This window comes from Pseudoxanthomonas sp. X-1 (assembly GCF_020042665.1).
GTDB classification, from domain to species: Bacteria; Pseudomonadota; Gammaproteobacteria; order Xanthomonadales; family Xanthomonadaceae; genus Pseudoxanthomonas_A; species Pseudoxanthomonas_A spadix_A.
Map to the genome: position 1 here is coordinate 3,830,011 of NZ_CP083376.1, position 16,677 is coordinate 3,846,687.

19 protein-coding genes and 1 tRNA gene are annotated in these 16,677 nt (G+C 69.3%); 4 read left to right on the forward strand and 16 right to left on the reverse strand.

Annotated features, from left to right (window positions below; genetic code table 11):
* The first annotated feature begins 130 nt into the window (after positions 1-130).
* Positions 131-1,267, forward strand: coding sequence for a PilT/PilU family type 4a pilus ATPase (locus LAJ50_RS17215; protein WP_130533877.1), 1,137 nt, complete (start codon positions 131-133; stop codon positions 1,265-1,267).
* Between the two features lie 112 nt (positions 1,268-1,379).
* Here the strand turns inward: LAJ50_RS17215 and maiA are convergent, their stop codons facing one another.
* The 6 genes from maiA to rplM all read right to left on the reverse strand — a co-directional run bounded on the left by maiA (position 1,380) and on the right by rplM (position 5,207).
* The gene (gene maiA, locus LAJ50_RS17220) at positions 1,380-2,057 is read right to left on the reverse strand and encodes a maleylacetoacetate isomerase (protein WP_130533876.1); all 678 of its coding nucleotides are present in this window, start codon (positions 2,055-2,057) and stop codon (positions 1,380-1,382) included.
* 216 nt (positions 2,058-2,273) lie between these two features.
* Positions 2,274-3,257 (reverse strand): fumarylacetoacetate hydrolase family protein, encoded by a 984-nt coding sequence (locus LAJ50_RS17225; RefSeq protein WP_138653656.1) that lies wholly within the window; start codon positions 3,255-3,257, stop codon positions 2,274-2,276.
* 65 nt (positions 3,258-3,322) lie between these two features.
* Positions 3,323-4,060 (reverse strand): 2OG-Fe dioxygenase family protein, encoded by a 738-nt coding sequence (locus LAJ50_RS17230; RefSeq protein WP_205961535.1) that lies wholly within the window; start codon positions 4,058-4,060, stop codon positions 3,323-3,325.
* A gap of 188 nt (positions 4,061-4,248) precedes the next feature.
* Positions 4,249-4,323, reverse strand: a tRNA-Gln gene (locus LAJ50_RS17235).
* Positions 4,324-4,383: 60 nt separating this feature from the next.
* Positions 4,384-4,776 carry a 30S ribosomal protein S9 gene (gene rpsI, locus LAJ50_RS17240; RefSeq protein WP_130515233.1) on the reverse strand — a complete coding sequence of 131 codons (393 nt, stop codon included), beginning with the start codon at positions 4,774-4,776 and terminating at the stop codon, positions 4,384-4,386.
* A gap of 2 nt (positions 4,777-4,778) precedes the next feature.
* Complete coding sequence (gene rplM, locus LAJ50_RS17245) at positions 4,779-5,207, reverse strand: 50S ribosomal protein L13 (protein WP_130523739.1); 429 nt, start codon at positions 5,205-5,207, stop codon at positions 4,779-4,781.
* Positions 5,208-5,432: 225 nt separating this feature from the next.
* Between rplM and coq7 the strand changes: the two genes are divergently transcribed.
* Positions 5,433-6,077 carry a 2-polyprenyl-3-methyl-6-methoxy-1,4-benzoquinone monooxygenase gene (gene coq7, locus LAJ50_RS17250; protein ID WP_138653654.1) on the forward strand — a complete coding sequence of 215 codons (645 nt, stop codon included), beginning with the start codon at positions 5,433-5,435 and terminating at the stop codon, positions 6,075-6,077.
* A 231-nt stretch (positions 6,078-6,308) separates the two neighbouring features.
* On the opposite strand, the gene sugE is transcribed toward coq7, so the two are convergent.
* Both sugE and speD read right to left on the reverse strand, forming a co-directional pair.
* Positions 6,309-6,623: a quaternary ammonium compound efflux SMR transporter SugE gene (sugE, locus tag LAJ50_RS17255; protein WP_138653652.1), complete on the reverse strand. Its 315-nt coding sequence runs from the start codon at positions 6,621-6,623 to the stop codon at positions 6,309-6,311.
* A gap of 188 nt (positions 6,624-6,811) precedes the next feature.
* Positions 6,812-7,606 (reverse strand): adenosylmethionine decarboxylase, encoded by a 795-nt coding sequence (gene speD / locus LAJ50_RS17260; protein WP_130515225.1) that lies wholly within the window; start codon positions 7,604-7,606, stop codon positions 6,812-6,814.
* Positions 7,607-7,751: 145 nt separating this feature from the next.
* On the opposite strand from speD, the gene crp reads away from it, so the two are divergent.
* Both crp and LAJ50_RS17270 read left to right on the forward strand, forming a co-directional pair.
* On the forward strand, positions 7,752-8,435 hold the full coding sequence (crp, locus tag LAJ50_RS17265) for a cAMP-activated global transcriptional regulator CRP (RefSeq protein ID WP_130533874.1): 684 nt from the start codon (positions 7,752-7,754) through the stop codon (positions 8,433-8,435).
* 220 nt (positions 8,436-8,655) lie between these two features.
* A complete protein-coding gene (locus tag LAJ50_RS17270) occupies positions 8,656-9,672 on the forward strand; it encodes a glycoside hydrolase family 5 protein (protein ID WP_224096360.1) in 1,017 nt (338 codons plus the stop codon).
* A 64-nt stretch (positions 9,673-9,736) separates the two neighbouring features.
* Here LAJ50_RS17270 and LAJ50_RS17275 read toward each other — a convergent pair whose 3' ends face one another.
* The 8 genes from LAJ50_RS17275 to trpE form a co-directional block, all read right to left on the reverse strand.
* Positions 9,737-10,465: a haloacid dehalogenase-like hydrolase gene (locus LAJ50_RS17275; RefSeq protein WP_138653650.1), complete on the reverse strand. Its 729-nt coding sequence runs from the start codon at positions 10,463-10,465 to the stop codon at positions 9,737-9,739.
* Entirely contained in the window at positions 10,462-11,256 is a 795-nt protein-coding gene (gene trpC, locus LAJ50_RS17280) for an indole-3-glycerol phosphate synthase TrpC (protein WP_138653648.1), read from the reverse strand. The genes LAJ50_RS17275 and trpC overlap by 4 nt, the downstream gene beginning before the upstream one ends.
* A 79-nt stretch (positions 11,257-11,335) precedes the next feature.
* Positions 11,336-11,671: an antibiotic biosynthesis monooxygenase gene (locus LAJ50_RS17285; protein WP_138653646.1), complete on the reverse strand. Its 336-nt coding sequence runs from the start codon at positions 11,669-11,671 to the stop codon at positions 11,336-11,338.
* Entirely contained in the window at positions 11,668-12,696 is a 1,029-nt protein-coding gene (gene trpD, locus LAJ50_RS17290; RefSeq protein WP_138653644.1) for an anthranilate phosphoribosyltransferase, read from the reverse strand. The genes LAJ50_RS17285 and trpD overlap by 4 nt, the downstream gene beginning before the upstream one ends.
* Entirely contained in the window at positions 12,693-13,277 is a 585-nt protein-coding gene (locus LAJ50_RS17295; protein ID WP_138653642.1) for an aminodeoxychorismate/anthranilate synthase component II, read from the reverse strand. Before LAJ50_RS17295 ends, trpD begins: the two co-directional genes overlap by 4 nt.
* Before the next feature lie 10 nt (positions 13,278-13,287).
* The gene (locus LAJ50_RS17300; RefSeq protein WP_138653640.1) at positions 13,288-14,052 is read right to left on the reverse strand and encodes an SIMPL domain-containing protein; all 765 of its coding nucleotides are present in this window, start codon (positions 14,050-14,052) and stop codon (positions 13,288-13,290) included.
* A 61-nt stretch (positions 14,053-14,113) separates the two neighbouring features.
* A complete protein-coding gene (locus LAJ50_RS17305; RefSeq protein WP_224096361.1) occupies positions 14,114-15,151 on the reverse strand; it encodes an aminotransferase class I/II-fold pyridoxal phosphate-dependent enzyme in 1,038 nt (345 codons plus the stop codon).
* Positions 15,152-15,165: 14 nt separating this feature from the next.
* Positions 15,166-16,638 carry an anthranilate synthase component I gene (gene trpE, locus LAJ50_RS17310; protein ID WP_130550271.1) on the reverse strand — a complete coding sequence of 491 codons (1,473 nt, stop codon included), beginning with the start codon at positions 16,636-16,638 and terminating at the stop codon, positions 15,166-15,168.
* Positions 16,639-16,677 lie beyond the last annotated feature (39 nt).

Genomic DNA, 16,677 nt, shown 5'->3' on the forward strand with positions numbered 1-16,677 from the left:
GGAGAATTGTGCGAAGCTACGAATCATCTTGATGGCCGCGGCGTTCTAGGGGAAATCCGCGGCCATTGTCGTCAAGCACATAGCGCACTTGCAATGGACGTGCAGGCGCCAAGCCAGCGGGGACTCATCAATGGACATCGGCTATTTCCTCAAGCTGATGACGGAAAAGAACGCGTCGGACATGTTCCTGACCACCGGCGCGCCCGTCTACATCAAGATCGAAGGCAGGCTCTACCCCCTTGGCAACACCGGCCTGCCGCCGGGCATGGTCAAGAAAATCGCCTATTCGCTGATGGACGAGGGCCAGGTGCCGCAGTTCGAGCGCGACCTGGAGCTCAACATGGCCGTGGCCCTGGCCGAGGCCGGGCGCTTCCGCGTCAATGTATTCAAGCAGCGCGGCGAGGTGGGCATGGTCATCCGCGCCATCCGCAGCAAGATCCCCTCGATCGAGGAGCTGCAGCTGCCGGAGGTGCTCAAGGACATCATCATGACCCCGCGTGGGCTGGTGCTGCTGGTCGGCTCGACCGGCTCGGGCAAGTCGACCTCGCTGGCCTCGATGATCGACTACCGCAACTCCAGCACCACCGGGCACATCCTCACCATCGAGGATCCGATCGAATACCTGCACCGGCACAAGCAGTCCATCGTCAACCAGCGTGAGGTCGGCCTGGACACCCACGCCTTCCACAACGCGCTGAAGAACGCCATGCGCGAGGCGCCGGACGTGATCCTGATCGGCGAGATCCTGGATGCGACCACCATGGAGGCGGCCATCGCCTTCGCCGAGACCGGCCACCTGTGCCTGGCCACGCTGCACTCCAACAACGCCGACCAGACCATCGAGCGCATCCTCAACTTCTTCCCCGAGACCGCGCACAAGAACGTGCTGATGAACCTGGCGCTCAACCTGCGCGCCGTGGTCTCCCAGCGCCTGGTCAAGGGCGTGGACGGGCGCCGGCTTCCGGCCGCCGAGGTCCTGCTCAACACCCCGGTGATCCGCGACCTGCTGCGCCGCGGCCAGATCCATGAGATCAAGCAGGCCATGGAGGAGTCGCTGGAGGAAGGCATGGAGTCCTTCGACCAGTGCCTGTTCCGCATGGCCAAGGAAGGCAAGATCAGCCAGGAGGAGGCGCTGCGTGCCGCCGATTCGCGCGATGGCCTGGCGCTGAAGTTCCGCCTGTCCGAGGGCGCTTCGGGCGAGCACGACCCCTACGCCGACCTCTACGAAAGCAGCTCGTCCTCGACGATCACGCACGGCTTCGGCTGAGGCCTGGCACGGCCAAGTGTGGGAGCCGCCATGGCGGCGACAGGGCTTTACCGGTAGAGCCCCATCGCCGCCATGGCGGCTCCCACGCCAGATCTTTCAGGCATCCGCAGGCTCAGGCCTCCAGCGGCGCCGGCCCGGGCGCGTCGGGCTGGCGCTCGGGGCTGGCGTGGATGAAGGCCGGCAGCGCCAGGCAGGCCTGCTCGATGCGGGCGATGACCGGATAGGGCGACAGGTCCACCCCGAAGCGGCGCGCGTTGTACAGCTGCGGGATCAGGCAGCAGTCGGCCAGGCCGGGCGCCTCGCCGTGGCAGTAGGTGCCGGTGACCAGGTCGTCGGCCAGCAGGGTCTCCATCGCCTGCAACCCCTCGCTCACCCAGTGCCGCACCCAGGCCTCGCGCTCGACCGGTGGCACGCGCCATTCCTCGTCGAAGAAGCGCAGCACGCGCAGGTTGCCCAGGGGGTGGATGTCGCAGGCCACCAGCTGCGCCAACGCCCGCACGCGGGCGCGATCGCGGGCGCTGGACGGCATCAGTGGCCGCTCCGGCCAGCTTTCGTCCAGGTACTCCAGGATCGCCAGCGACTGGCGCAGCACCCGCTTGCCGTGCATCAGCGTGGGTACCAGGTGCTGCGGGTTGAGCCGCGCGTAGTCGGGCTGGTGCTGCTGGCCGCCGTCGCGCACCAGGTGCACCGGCTCCAGGTCGTAGGGCAGGCCCTTGAGGTTCAGTCCGATGCGGACCCGGTAGGCGGCGCTGGAGCGCCAGTAGGAATACAGCCGCAGACGATCCGACACGCGCAGAACCTCACTCTGTTTCGCAGCCGGCCTCCCCCATGGTGGCCGGAACCTTCCATTGTCGCGCGCGTGGACGCCGAATGCCCGCGCGGGGGGCGCCCTCCGGGCGGGCCGCGTCGAGCCGGCAACAGCCGCCAGGGCCAGCCCGCGCCCCGCAGCGGGGCTTTGCGCGCCAACCCCAGGGGCCGCCCCCGGGTGCGGTGATGGAGCCGGGCCCTAGGCCTGGCGTTCGACCCGTTGCTCGATCGCGCCGAAGACCGAGGCGCCGTCGCGCCCGATCATCTCGATGCGCACCGTATCGCCGAACGCCAGGAACGGCGTGCTCGCCTGCCCGTCGCGCAGGGCTTCCACCACGCGCTGCTCGGCCAGGCACGACGCGCCCTTGCCGATGTCGTGGTTGGCGATGGTGCCCGAGCCGACCAGCGTGCCGGCCACCAGCGGCCGGGTCCGCGCGGCGTGCGCGATCAGCTGGGCGAAGTCGAACTGCATGTCCACCCCGGCCTCGGGCTCGCCGAACCAGGCGCCGTTGAGCTGGGTGCGCATGGCCAGGTGCAGCTTGCGCCCGGCCCAGGCCTCGCCCAGTTCGTCGGGGGTGACCAGCACCGGCGAGAGCGCCGAGCGCGGCTTGGACTGCAGAAAGCCGAAGCCCTTGGCCAGTTCGGCCGGGATCAGGTTGCGCAGGGACACATCGTTGACCAGGCCGACCAGCTGGATGTGCTCGCCGGCGCGGGCCGCGTCCACGCCCATGGGCACGTCGTCGGTGACCACCACCACTTCGGCCTCCAGGTCGATGCCGAAGTCCTCGCTGGCCACGCGGATCGGCTCATGCGGACCAAGAAAGCCGGCACTGGTGGCCTGGTACATCAGCGGATCGGTGTAGAAGCTCTCCGGCACCTGCGCGCCGCGCGCCTGGCGCACGCGCTCGACATGGGCCAGGTAGGCGCTGCCGTCGAGGAATTCATAGGCGCGCGGCAGCGGCGCGGCCAGCGCGGCCATGTCCAGCGCGAACGCGCCGTCGGCCTGGTCCGTTTCCAGCGCCTGCGCCAGCGCCCGCAGGCGCGGGGCAAGCGTCGACCAGTCCTCCAGCGCACGCTGCAGCGTCGGGGCGATGCCGACGGCGCGCACCGCGCGCGACAGGTCACGCGAGACCACGATCAGCGTGCCATCGCGGCCGCCTTCCTTCAACGAACCCAGCTTCATCCCCGCCCTCCGCGGCTGCCGCAATGAGATTGTTGCGATTGTAACCAGTCAGGCCGCAGGCGCGCTCAGTCCTCGCCCTGGAACGCGCCGGCGCGGTAGGTCAGCACCAGCGTGTCGCGGTGTCCGGCCTCGCCGAGCGGCTGGATCGGGGTGGACTCGTGGATCACCCGCGCATCGTCCAGCAGCAGCGCAGACCAGGGCTGGGCCAGGGTGAAGCGCTGGCCGTGCGTGCCCTCGGCCTCGAACACCCGCGTCTCGCCGCCCTTGATGTCCACCCGGTCCACCAGCAGCACGACCACGAAGTCCACACCGTCGCGATGCGCGCCCTCGGGCGTGGGCCGGCCGATGCCGTCAGTGGTGTCGATGCGGAACTGGTGCGCCTCGATGAACCAGCGCGACTGCCCGCGCAGTTGGGCGAACAGCCGGCCGAAGCCTGCGATCAGCCGCGACCACGCCGGCAGCGCCAGAGTCCGCGGATCGACCGGCTCGAACCAGCGGTGCATGCCGCCATGCAGGGCGTTGTAGTCCTCCGACTGCCAGTGCGCGCGGTGCGGCGCCAGCGTCAGCGTCTCGCCTTCCTGCACGAAGCAGGCGTGGCGGCGGCGGCGATAGCGGCCGCCATCGCGGAGGTAGGTGTCCACCGCCAGGTCCTCCCAGCCGGGCGCGAGCGCGGCCAGCGCCGCTTCATCGCAGCCGGTGACGGTGCCCACCGCCGCACGGTCCAGCACGGCGTAGCCGTCCAGGCGCATGCGCTCGAGCGCCTCGGCGGCCGGGGTCAGGGGAGGATTCGGGGAAACACGCATGGCGGGCGCCGTAAGGGGAAGCGGCGGCGCAGGCGGCCGCGAACAGCCGGAAATTCTACACGCCGGCCGCGCACCGGCCCTCGCGTCGGCGCAATGCGAACGAGTGCGGGGCACGGGCGCCATCCGTCGCCCGGCGGCGGATCGCAGGCAAGAAAAAACCCGCCATGAAGGCGGGTTCTTCTTGAAGATGGCAGCCCCGGAAGGATTCGAACCTCCGAATGCCTGAGTCAGAGTCAGGTGCCTTACCGCTTGGCGACGGGGCTATGGTGCAGCTGGGCGGCGAAGTATACGAACCACGCCGCCCAGGGTAAAGCGTAAAACGATCAGCGCTTGGAGAACTGCGTGGCGCGACGCGCCTTGTGCAGGCCGACCTTCTTGCGCTCGACTTCGCGCGCATCGCGGGTCATGAAACCGGCCTTGCGCAGCTCGGACTTCAGGGTCTCGTCGTACTCGACCAGCGCGCGGGCGATGCCCAGGCGGATCGCGCCGGCCTGGCCGGTGGTGCCACCGCCGGCGGCGGTCACGACGATGTCGAAGCTCTCGGTGTTCTTGGTCAGCTCCAGCGGCTGGCGCACGATCATGCGCGCGGTCTCACGGCCGAAGAACTCGTCCAGCGGACGGTCGTTGACGGTGATCTTGCCCGAGCCCTTGCGCAGGAACACGCGGGCGGTGGAGGACTTGCGACGGCCGGTGCCGTAGTTCTGAGTGATAGCCATGATTAGATGTCCAGGACCTGCGGCTGCTGTGCGGCGTGCGGATGGTTGGAACCGGCGTAGACCTTCAGCTTGCGGTACATGGCGCGGCCCAGCGGGCCCTTCGGCAGCATGCCCTTGACGGCGGTCTCGATCACGCGTTCCGGATGACGCTCCAGCGCCTGCTGCAGGGTCTCGGTCTTCAGGTTGCCGATGTAGCCGGTGAAGCGGTGGTACTTCTTGTCGGTGAGCTTCTTGCCGGTGACGGCGATCTTCTCGGCGTTGATGACCACCAGGTAGTCGCCAGTGTCGACGTGCGGGGTGTAGACCGGCTTGTGCTTGCCACGCAGGCGGCGGGCCAGCTCGGAGGACAGACGGCCCAGCGTTTTGCCGGAGGCGTCGACGAGGTACCAGTCGCGCTGGACGGTCTCGTTCTTTGCGGTGAACGTGCTCATGGAAGAAGCTCTTGTGTTTGGTCGGGCGGATTGCGCGGCCGGCGGCAGCCAGGCGCGGAACTTTGCCACGCGTTGTGAAGGGTGAAACGGAAGGCGCGAGATTGTACGGACGCAGGCCAGGCATTGCAAGTGGCGGCCCGCAGCGGTTGGCATCCGGGCCCGGTGAGGGGGAACATGTCCTCCACGGCCGCCTGCCGCGGCGCTTCCGGACCGACTCGCCCCGCCATGACCCCCACCCGCCTGTATTCGCCGCTGGACCGTGTGCTGGACGAAGCCCAGCGCGCGCTGGAGACCACGCTGGGCAGCCCATCGGCCCAGCGCGCCTATCCCGCGGCCGAGACGCCCGAGATCGCCCTGGACCCGGCCGAGCGCCGCCACGCCGCCGGGCTGATGCGCATCAACCATGTCGGCGAGGTCTGCGCGCAGGCCCTGTACTCGGGCCAGGCCGCCGTGGCGCGCGACCCGGCCACCCGCGCCCACCTGCGCGAGGCCGCGCAGGAGGAGACCGACCACCTGGCCTGGTGCGCGCGGCGCCTGCGCGAACTGGACAGCCGGCCCAGCCTGCTCAATCCGCTGTGGTACTCGGGCAGCTACGCCATCGGCGCGCTGGCGGGGCTGCGCGGCGACGGCTGGAACCTGGGCTTCGTGGTCGAGACCGAGCGCCAGGTCGAGGCGCACCTGGACGAGCACCTGGACATCCTGCCGCCGGCCGACCTGCGCAGCCGCGATGTGCTGCGGGTGATGAAGGCCGACGAGGCGCGCCACGCCGACCAGGCCGAGGGTGCCGGCGCCCGGGTCCTGCCCTTCCCGATCCCCGCCGTGATGCAGTTCGCCTCGCAGGTGATGAAGACGGTGGCTTACCGGCTCTGAGCGAACACAGCCGGGCGCCAGGCGCTCACCGCCCGTCATGGGCGCAGCCGCTGCCTGGGTGCAGCCCCGGAGCTTTTGAGGCAAGAGCGGCAGCGAGCCGATCCGGCTGCCGCCTCGCAGACAGCGAAGCAGCTCCGTGGGAGCCGCCATGGCGGCGATGAGGCGTTACCGGGAAAGCCATTCGCCGCCGTGGCGGCTCCCACCACCCAGCGCGCTGCCTCGCAGGCCCGGTTAGGACGCCAGCTTCAGGCCGACGACGCCGGCCACGATCAGGCCGATGCAGGCCAGCCGCGCCGGCGAGGCCGATTCCGCGAACAGCAGCATGCCCGCCACCGCCACGCCGGTGGCGCCGATGCCGGTCCACACCGCGTAGGCCGTGCCGACCGGGATGCCCTTCATCGCCTGGGTCATCAGCCAAAGGCTGGCGCCAGCGGCCAGCATCGTGCCCACGCTCGGCCACAGCCGGGTGAAGCCTTCGGTGTATTTCAGGCCCATGGCGAAGCAGATTTCCAGCAGGCCGGCGGCCAGCAGATAGACCCAGGACATGGCGGGTTCTCCTTTGCATCCAACTACGGTGTGAGGCGCGCAGGGCCGTAAAAAACGAAACGGCCCGGGCGCGAGCCCGGACCGTCGTCGGTCATCCTGCGGCGCGGCCTGGAGGGCCGCGGGCGGGTCGTCCCGCCTTGAGTTCAGGACTTTACGTCAGGCCCGTGCAACCGGACCTGACCCGCGCCTCATTCGGCCAGGTTGCGGCCGTGGAAGAGTTCCTCGATCTCGCGCTTGAGCAGGCTCTCGATCTTCATGCGCTCCTTGAACGAGAGATTGCGCGCCTTCTCCTCGAACAGGTACTGGTCCAGGTCGAAGTCGGTCAGGTGCATCTTGGTGTGGAAGATGTTTTCCTGGTAGACGTTGACGTCGATCATCTCGTAGCGCGACTTGATGTTCTTGGCCATGAAGTCCTGGATCGAGTTGATCTTGTGATCGATGTAGTGCTTCTTGCCCTTGATGTCGCGGGTGAAGCCACGGACGCGGTAGTCCATGATCACGATGTCCGACTCGAACGACTCGATCAGGTAGTTCAACGCCTTCAGCGGCGAGATCACGCCGCAGGTGGCCACGTCGATGTCCGCGCGGAAGGTCGCGATGCCGGCCTGCGGATGCGTTTCCGGATAGGTGTGGACGGTGATGTGGCTCTTGTCCAGGTGCGCGACCACCGCGTCGGAGATCACTTCCTTGCCAGCCTGCTTCTTGTCGATCACCGGTTCCTCGGAAATGAGGATGGTGACCGACGCCCCCTGCGGGTCGTAGTCCTGGCGCGCGACGTTGAGGATGTTGGCGCCGATGATCTCGGCCACATCCGTCAGGATCTGGGTCAGGCGGTCGGCGTTGTACTCTTCATCGATGTACTCGATGTAGCGCTGGCGCTCGTCCTCGGACACGGCATAGCAGACGTCGTAGATGTTGAAGCTCAGCGCCTTGGTGAGGTTGTTGAAGCCCTGCAGCCTCAGACGCGGCAGTGGTTTGACCACGGCAGTGGGACCTGTGAAGGAAACGGGTGAAGGGGCGAATTATGGGGCAAATGCCCTGACGGTGAAATGACACCGCACCGCGGATTGCCGTGGGCGCGGCATTCAGACTAAGCTCGCCGACATTCGCTTGAGTCCAAGAGCCGACATGAAAGCTGGTCTTCCACCGAGCCTGACCCGTTCACCGGCCGGCGCGCTGACCCCGGATCTGACGACCATCGAGTCGTTCCTGTCCAACAGCCACCGCCGCCGCTATCCCGCCCGGGCCGACGTCTTCCGCCCCGGCGACCCGGCCGGGACACTGTATTACGTGGTCAGCGGCTCGGTCAGCATCCTGGCCGAGGAGGACGAGGACCGCGAGCTGGTGCTGGGCTATTTCGGCCCCGGCGAGTTCGTCGGCGAGATGGGCCTGTTCATCGAGTCGGACAAGCGCGAGGTGGTGCTGCGCACCCGCACGCAGTGCGAACTGGCCGAGATCAGCTATGAGCGGCTGCACCAGCTGTTCGGTGGCCAGCTGGCCTCGGACGCGGCCAAGCTGCTGTTCGCCATAGGCACCCAGCTCTCGCGGCGCCTGCTGGACACCAGCCGCAAGGCCAGCCGACTGGCCTTCCTGGATGTGACCGACCGCATCATCCGCACCCTGCACGACCTGGCCCACGAGCCGGAGGCCATGAGCCATCCGCAGGGCACCCAGCTGCGCGTCTCCCGCCAGGAGCTGGCGCGCCTGGTCGGCTGCTCGCGCGAGATGGCCGGCCGGGTGCTGAAGAAGCTGCAGGCCGACGGCCTGCTGCATGCCCGTGGCAAGACCGTCGTGCTGTACGGGACGCGCTGAGCCCTTCGGGATTCGGGATTCGGGATTCGGGATTCGGGATTCGGGATTCGGGATTCGGGATTCGGATCGCAGTGTTGGCCCGGCGGGGCGAGACTGCCATCGGTCTTGTGGGCGGTAAGGTCGCGTTCGCTTTTGGCGGTGTCGGTCGCGCGATGATCGTGGCCGGGACGCCGCCACGCTGGAGTGCCTGCGTCTCGCTCCCCTGCCCTGCGAGACCGTGATGCGCCTTGCCATTCCGATGCTGCTGGCGTTGCTGTGCGTGGCGCTGCCGGCGCCACGTGCGCGGGCGGACGAGGCCTTCGCCCAGCTCGGGCGCGGGGTCAACATCCTCGGCTACGACCCGATGTGGAACGATCCGGCCCAGGCGCGCTTTCGCCCGCCGCTGTACCGCACGATCCGCGACGGCGGCTTCCGCACGGTACGGGTCAATCTGCAGGCCTTCGCCCACATGGACGCGGACAACCGCCTGGACCCGGCCTGGCTGCGGACGCTGGACGCGGTGGTCGCGCAGGCCACGGCGGCGGGCCTCAACGTGATCCTGGACGAACACGACTTCCACCCCTGCGCCGCCGACGCGGCCGTGTGCCGGGCCAGGCTGCTGGCGTTCTGGAGCCAGGTCGCCCCGCGCTACCGCCAGGCGCCGTCCTCGGTGCTGTTCGAGATCCTCAACGAGCCCAACGGCCAGATGACCAGCGAGGCGTGGAACGCGCTACTGCGCGATGCGCTGGGCATCATCCGCCGCGACAACCCGACGCGCACGGTGGTGATCGGCCCGGCCAGCAGCAACGCCTACACGGCGCTGGACCGTCTGAGCCTGCCCGATGACGACCCGCATCTTCTGGTCACCGTGCACTACTACAACCCGTTCCGTTTCACCCACCAGGGCGCGTCGTGGGCGCCGGCGGACATCCGCGACCACACCGGCGTGCGCTGGGGCAGCGCGGCCGACCGGGCCAAGCTCTACCACGAGTTCGACCGCATCGCGGCCTGGGCGCAGGCGCATCACCGGCCGGTACTGCTGGGCGAGTTCGGCACTTACGAGCAGGCGCCGGCGGACGACCGCCTGGCCTGGACGGTGGCCGTGGTCAACGCCGCGGAGAAGCGGCATTTCGCCTGGGCGTATTGGGAATTCGAGGGCAGCTTCGGCGCCTACGACATCGACCGTGGCCAGTGGAACGCGCCACTGCACCACGCCCTGGTGGGCAGCGACAGCGCCTACGCGGGCGCTGGCGGCTGACCGCGCCCCGCGGATCGCGGCGATACGGGAGACGAACGCCGCTGCGCGGACGGGGCCGCGAGCGTCAGGCGCCGGTCGCGTCGCCGCCGCGGTCCTGGCAGCCCCAGTTGAGGATCGGCGTGCCCGCCGGCAGCACGCGGCGGAACACGTCCACCGCGCTGTGCTTGGGATTGACCACCACCGGCCGCCGCGCGGCCTTGAGCAGCGGCAGGTCGGCCTTGCTGTCGCTGTAGGCCACGGCGATCTCGCCATAGCCCTGTTCGCGCAGCATGCGCATCTTCTCTTCGTGGTGGCAGTGGCGGCGGGCGGCCACGGCACCGAACCTGGGCCCGACCACGGTGCCGATCACCGGCACGTCCTGGTGGGCGACGAAGGACAGGATCGCGCGGGCCAGCTCCGGCGGCGCGCCGGTGGCCACCACCACCCGGTCGCCGGCGGCGCGATGGGCGGCGAAGACCTCCAGGGCGACCGGCAGCAGCCGCGCCCGCATCTGCGCGCGGTTGGCCTCGACGTAGCGATCGATCAGGGCATCCAGGTCGCGGCGGCGGCGCAGGCCGAAGGTGGCGATCCAGACATAGCCGGAAATGCCACGCCGGCGGGTGGGCAGCATCGCCACCAGCGGCCCCAGCAGCGGAGTCAGCGCCAGTGCGACGGCCGTGCGCAGCCAGCTGCGCCGGATCAGCCAGGCGAACAAATGGCTGCCCGAGTCGCCGTCATACAGAGTGTGGTCGAAGTCGAACACCACCACCGGCGCGTCGGCGGCCGGCGCCGGATGCGGCCCGGGCGCGCTCATGCGGCGAAGAACAGCTGGCGCAGCGACTCGCCCGGTTCGGGCGTGCGCATGAAAGTCTCGCCGACCAGGAACGCGTGCACGCCCTGCCCGCGCATCGTCGCCACATCGTCGGCGGTGACGATGCCGCTCTCGGTCACCAGGATGCGGTCGCGCGGCACGGCGTGGCGCATGTCCAGGGTATTGCGCAGCGACACCTCGAAGGTGCGCAGGTTGCGGTTGTTGATGCCCAGCAGCGGCGCCGGCACCTGCAGCGCGCGTTCGAGCTCGTCGATGTCGTGCACCTCGACCAGCACGTCCATGTCCAGGCGCATGGCCAGGTCGGCCAGCGACACCAGCTGGTCGTCGTCCAGCGCCGCGACGATCAGCAGGATGCAGTCGGCGCCCAGCACGCGCGCCTCGTACACCTGGTAGGGATCGATGGTGAAATCCTTGCGCAGCACCGGCAGGGTGCAGGCCTCGCGCGCCTGCTGCAGGTAGGCGTCGGCGCCCTGGAAGAAATCCACATCGGTCAGCACCGACAGGCAGCTGGCGCCGCCGAACTCGTAGCTCACCGCGATCTCGGCCGGATCGAAGTCGGGGCGGATCACCCCCTTGGACGGACTGGCCTTCTTGACCTCGGCGATCACGCCCGGCTCGCCGGCGGCGATGGCCCGGCGCAGCGCATCGGCGAAGCCGCGCACGGGCGAGGCGTCGCGCGCGCGCGCGATCAGATCGTCCAGCGGGACCTGCGCGCTGCGCGCGGCGATTTCCTCGCGCTTGCGGGCCAGGATGGTGTCGAGGATGTCGCTCATGGTGTCTTGTGCATGCCGGATGCGGCGCGGCTGGAGGGGAATTGTCGCATTGTCGTCCGTCGCGGGCCTGACCCGGCGGTCAGGGGCCGCCGTAGGCGCGCTCGACCCGCGCGATCCGCAGTTCGAAATGGCGGTACCAGTCGCGGCGGCCGGTGGCACGCACCGCGGCATGCTCGGCATGGGCACGCCAGGCGGCGATGGCGGCTTCGCTGTCCCAGTAGGAGATGGTGATGCCGAAGCCATCGGCGCCGCGCGCCGATTCCACGCCCAGGAAACCGGGCTGCTGGCGCGCCAGTTCGACCATGCGCGCAGCCGCTTCGCCGTAGGCGGCGTCGCCACCCGCGCTGCGACGCGACGAAAAGGCCACCGACCAGTACGGCGGCTCGGGCAGCGTGGCGAAGGCGGCGTCGCTCACGACAGCGCGCGGGTGAAGTCCACGTACTGGCGCAGCCTGTCGGCGGCGCGGCCGTCGGCGATGGCGGCGCGCGCGGCGTCGATGCCGGCGGCGATCGAGTCGCTCACCCCGGCCACGTACAGCGCCGCGCCGGCGTTGTAGGCGACGATGTCCAGCGCCGGACCGGGCTCGCCGGCCAGCACGGCGCGCAGCATCGCGATGGACTGCGCGGGCCCGTCCACCCGGAGGTTGCGGCTGGCCGACATGGCGATGCCGAAGTCCTCCGGATGCAGCTCGTACTCGCGCACCTGGCCGTCGCGCAGTTCGCCGACCAGCGTGCCGGCACCGAGCGAGAGCTCGTCCATGCCGTCGCGTCCCCACACCACCAGCGCGCGCTCGGCGCCGAGCTCCTGCAGCACCCGCGCCTGGATACCGACCAGGTCGGGGTGGAACACGCCCATCAGGATGTTCGGCGCGCCGGCCGGGTTGGTCAGCGGCCCCAGGATGTTGAAGATGGTCCGCACGCCCATTTCCCTGCGCACCGGCGCGACCACCTTCATCGCCGGGTGGTGGATGGGCGCGAACATGAAGCCGATGCCGGTGGCGGCGATGGCCTGGGCGACCTGCTCGGGCTGCAGTTCGATGCGGGCCCCCAGCGCCTCCAGCGCGTCGGCGCTGCCGGACTTGGACGAGACGCTGCGGTTGCCGTGCTTGGCGACCTTGGCGCCGGCCGCGGCGGCGACGAACATCGCGCAGGTCGAGATGTTGAACGTGTGCGAACCATCGCCGCCGGTGCCGACGATATCGACCATGTGCGTGCGATCGGCCACCTCGACCGCGCGCGAGAACTCGCGCATGACCGTGGCCGCGCCGGCGATCTCGCCGATGGTTTCCTTCTTCACCCGCAGGCCGGTGATGATGGCGGCGGTCATCAGCGGCGATACCTCGCCCCGCATGACCTGGCGCATCAGCACGACCATCTCGTCGAAGAAGATCTCGCGATGCTCGATGGTGCGCTGCAGGGCCTCCTGCGCGGTGATCGTCATGCGCTGCGCTCCAGGAAGTTCTTCAGCAGCGCGTGGCCGTGCTGGGTCAGGATGGACTCGGGGTGGAACTGCACCCCTTCCACCGGGAACTCGCGGTGGCGCAGGCCCATGATCTCCTCGATCGAGCCGTCCTCGTTCTCGGTCCAGGCGGTGACCTCCAGCGCGGGCGGCAGCGTGGTCTTGTCCACGACCAGCGAGTGGTAGCGCGTGGCCTCGTAGCGGTCCGGCAGGCCGGCGAAGACGCCGCGGCCTTCGTGGCGGATCGGCGAGACCTTGCCGTGCATGATTCGGCCGGCGCGGATGACATCGCCGCCGTAGGCCTGGCCGATGCTCTGATGGCCCAGGCACACGCCCAGGATCGGCGTGGTCGCCCCCAGCCGCTCGATCACCTCCAGCGACACGCCGGCCTCGTTGGGCGTGCAGGGCCCTGGCGAGATCACGATCCGCTGCGGCGCCATCTTCGCGATCCGGTCCACGTCCAGCGCATCGTTGCGCACCACCTCCACCTCGGCGCCCAGCGACTGCAGGTACTGCACGAGGTTGTAGGTGAAGCTGTCGTAGTTGTCGATCATCAGCAGCATGGCGGTGTACTCACTGCGCGATCAGGAAGACCGCATAGACGTTTTCGGAAAGGGTGAGGGTGCCGGCTTCGAGCGATTCGCCGTCGGCCGGGCGCAGCGTTGGGTCCACCCGCGCGCCGACGTCGGCCGAAGGCGGCGGTGGTGCCGGCGGGAACGGCGATTCCGGGCTTCGCCAGGTCCCGGCCTGGATGCCGTAGCTGAAGGAGGGCGCCACGTCGGAGATGGTGTACAGGCCGGACAATCTGACGCCGTAGGCTTTTGCCAGCCCTTCGGCCGCCTGTCGCGATTGCGCGGCCGCTTCGCCCTTCAAGGTCGCGCGCAGCGCGGCCTCGTCGCGGTAGCCGGGCGTGATGCCCGAGAGCTGCAGGAACTCGCTGGTCTTCAATTCGCCGAGGAAGGCCCGGGTGTCTTCCAGCGTGCCGAAGGCCACCGCCAGTCTGCGCGTGACTTCCGTGCCCTTGAACACCTCGCGCCCCGCTTCGTACGCATGCGCTGGCTTGATTTCCATCGTGGCCGCCTGGATCGAGCCGGGCAAGGCATGGTGGCGATGGAAGGCCGCCAGCACGCCGCTCGCATCGGCCTGCACCTTGCCGCGCGCGATCTCAGGCGACGGATCGACCCGCTCGAGCGTCACCACCACGCCGAAGCGATCCGGGCTGACCGCGCGATGCGCCTCTCCCTTGACCAGCAGATGCGGCTGCGCGGGCAGGCTGTTGATCTGCGCGGATGCGACCACGGGAAACAACAGGGCCAGCAGTATCCAGCGACGTTTCATCGCACCGCTCCTGCATGGGGCAACAGGCCGGCCAACGGCCTGTCGGATGATCCAGGCGTGTTCATCGCAGCAGGCGCGCCACTTCGGCGATCAGCGCCTCCACCGCCTCCGTGCGGGTGGCCCAGGAAGTGACGAAGCGGATCACGGCGTGGCTGTCGCTGTACGGGGACCAGCGCTCGAAGGCGGTGAGGCGGGCCAGCGCTTCGATCTGCGCATGCGTCAGCACCGGGAAGATCTGGTTGGTCGGCGAGTCGATCAGCATCTGGGCGCCGGCCGCCTTCAAGCCCGACTGCAGGCGCTGGGCCATCGCGTTGGCGTGGGCGCCAAGTTCGACGAACAGGTCGTCCTCGAACAGCGCCTCGAACTGGCAGCCCACGACCATGCCCTTGGCCAGCATCGCGCCGCGCTGCTTGATCAGGTAGCGCAGGTCGGCCTGCAGCGCCGGCTCGACCACCACCAGCGCCTCGCCCAGCAGGGCGCCGTTCTTGGTGCCGCCGATGTAGAAGGCGTGGGTGAGCGCGGCGATCTCGGCCAGGCCCAGGTCGTCGCCCGCGGCGGCCAGCGCGCAGCCCAGGCGCGCGCCGTCCAGGAACAGCAGCAGGCCGCATTCGTCGCAGAGGTCTCGCAGCGCCTGCAGCTCGGCGCGGGTGTACAGCGTGCCCAGCTCGGTGGTGTGCGAGACATACACCAGGCGCGGCTTGACCATGTGCTCGCTGGTGTTGGCGGCCAGCAGGCCGCGCACGGCGTCCACGGTGAGCTTGCCTTCCACATGCGGGGCGACCAGCACCTTGTGGCCGGTGGCCTCGATCGCGCCGGTTTCGTGCGTGGCCACGTGGCCGGTGTCCACCGCGATCACGGCTTCGTGCGGGCGCAGGAAGGCGGAAATGGCCAGCAGGTTGGTCTGCGTGCCACCGGCCAGGAAATGCACCTGCGCCTGCGGCTGTCCACAGCGCGCGCGGATCAATTCGGCCGCGCGCAGGCTGTGCCGATCCAGGCCGTAGCCGGTGTTCTGCTCGGCGCTGGCCTGGGTCAGCGCCTGCAGCAGCCGTGGATGCGCGCCTTCGCTGTAGTCGTTGCGGAACGAGGCCAGTTTGGTCATGCCGTTACCGTCCATCACAGCCCCTTGGCGGCCTGCGCGACCGCGCGGAACAGGGCGCGGCCCTTGTTCATCGTTTCCTTCCACTCCAGGTCCGGGTCGGAGTCGTAGACCACCCCGCCGCCGGCCTGCACGTACAGGTGGCCGTCCTGGATGACGGCGGTGCGGATGGCGATGGCCGTGTCGGCATCGCCGTGCCAGCCGATGTAGCCGACGGCGCCGGAATAGACGTTGCGCTTGACCGGCTCGAGTTCGGCGATGACTTCCAGCGCGCGGATCTTCGGCGCGCCGCTGACGGTGCCGGCCGGGAAGGTCGCGCGCAGCACGTCGGCGTAGCTCAGCCCCTGCTTCAGCTTGCCGGTGACCTCGCTGACGATGTGCATGACGTGGCTGTAGCGCTCGATCACGAACTGCTCGCCCACCTCCACCGTGCCGGGTTCGGCCACGCGGCCGACATCATTGCGGCCCAGGTCGATCAGCATCACGTGCTCGGCGCGCTCCTTCGGATCGGCCAGCAGCTCGGCCTCCATCGCCGCGTCCTCTTCGGGCGTGTGGCCGCGGCGGCGCGTGCCGGCGATCGGACGCACGGTGACGGTGTCGCCCTGCAGGCGCGCCAGGATCTCCGGCGAGGAGCCGACCACCTGGGTGCCGCCGACATCGATGAAGTACATGTACGGCGACGGGTTGAGCGCGCGCAGCGCGCGGTACACGTCGACCGGACGCGCGCGGAACGGCACGCGCAGGCGCTGGCTGGGCACGACCTGGAAGATGTCGCCGGCGCGCACGTATTCCTGCGCGGTGCGGACCACGGCGTGGTACTCCTCGCGGGTGAACGAGGAGCGGAAATCGCCTTCGTCGATCGCATCGGACAGCTGCGTCTGCGGATAGCCGGCGCCGGCCTGGCGCAGGCGGTGCGCCAGTTCGTCCAGGCGGCGGTTGGCCCTGGCCCACGCCTGCGGCTGGGCCGGATCGGCGTGGACGATCAGGTACAGCCGGCCCTTGAGGTTGTCGAACACCGCCAGCTCCTCGGAGAGCATCAGCAGGATCTCGGGGGTGTTCAGTTCGTCGGGCTTGTCCACCGCCAGGCGCGGTTCGATGTAGCCGATGCACTCGAAGCCGAACCAGCCCACCAGCCCGCCGGTGAAACCGGGCAGGCCCTCGAACCTGGGCACCGAATGGGCCGCGCGCAGCGCCTCGACCTCCGCCAGCGGATCGGCGACATGGCGGGAGTCGACCAGCTCGCCGTAGTCGCGCGTTTCCAGCGTATGGCCGCGCACCGCGTACACGCGCCGCGCCGGCAGGCCGATGATCGAATAGCGACCGAAGCGTTCGCCGCCCTCGACCGATTCGAACAGATAGGTATAGGGGCCGTCGGCGAGCTTGAGGTAGACCGAGAGCGGCGTGTCCAGGTCGGACAGCACTTCACGGACGACGGGGATGCGGGTGTGGCCTTCAGCAGCGTGCTGCTGGAACTGCTCTGCGGTGATCAAGAGGACATTCCTTACCGGACGCGGGGGCGGGACGGACGA

Coding starts and splice junctions, on each gene's coding strand:
- LAJ50_RS17215 (WP_130533877.1), top strand. CDS start 131: ATGGACATCGGCTATTTCCTCAAGCTGATGACGGAAAAGAACGCGTCG.
- LAJ50_RS17225 (WP_138653656.1), bottom strand. CDS start 3,257: ATGAAGCTGGGTTCGTTGAAGGAAGGCGGCCGCGATGGCACGCTGATC.
- LAJ50_RS17230 (WP_205961535.1), bottom strand. CDS start 4,060: ATGCGTGTTTCCCCGAATCCTCCCCTGACCCCGGCCGCCGAGGCGCTC.
- rpsI (WP_130515233.1), bottom strand. CDS start 4,776: ATGGCTATCACTCAGAACTACGGCACCGGCCGTCGCAAGTCCTCCACC.
- rplM (WP_130523739.1), bottom strand. CDS start 5,207: ATGAGCACGTTCACCGCAAAGAACGAGACCGTCCAGCGCGACTGGTAC.
- coq7 (WP_138653654.1), top strand. CDS start 5,433: ATGACCCCCACCCGCCTGTATTCGCCGCTGGACCGTGTGCTGGACGAA.
- sugE (WP_138653652.1), bottom strand. CDS start 6,623: ATGTCCTGGGTCTATCTGCTGGCCGCCGGCCTGCTGGAAATCTGCTTC.
- crp (WP_130533874.1), top strand. CDS start 7,752: ATGAAAGCTGGTCTTCCACCGAGCCTGACCCGTTCACCGGCCGGCGCG.
- LAJ50_RS17270 (WP_224096360.1), top strand. CDS start 8,656: ATGCGCCTTGCCATTCCGATGCTGCTGGCGTTGCTGTGCGTGGCGCTG.
- LAJ50_RS17275 (WP_138653650.1), bottom strand. CDS start 10,465: ATGAGCGCGCCCGGGCCGCATCCGGCGCCGGCCGCCGACGCGCCGGTG.
- trpC (WP_138653648.1), bottom strand. CDS start 11,256: ATGAGCGACATCCTCGACACCATCCTGGCCCGCAAGCGCGAGGAAATC.
- trpD (WP_138653644.1), bottom strand. CDS start 12,696: ATGACGATCACCGCGCAGGAGGCCCTGCAGCGCACCATCGAGCATCGC.
- LAJ50_RS17295 (WP_138653642.1), bottom strand. CDS start 13,277: ATGCTGCTGATGATCGACAACTACGACAGCTTCACCTACAACCTCGTG.
- LAJ50_RS17300 (WP_138653640.1), bottom strand. CDS start 14,052: ATGAAACGTCGCTGGATACTGCTGGCCCTGTTGTTTCCCGTGGTCGCA.
- LAJ50_RS17305 (WP_224096361.1), bottom strand. CDS start 15,151: ATGACCAAACTGGCCTCGTTCCGCAACGACTACAGCGAAGGCGCGCAT.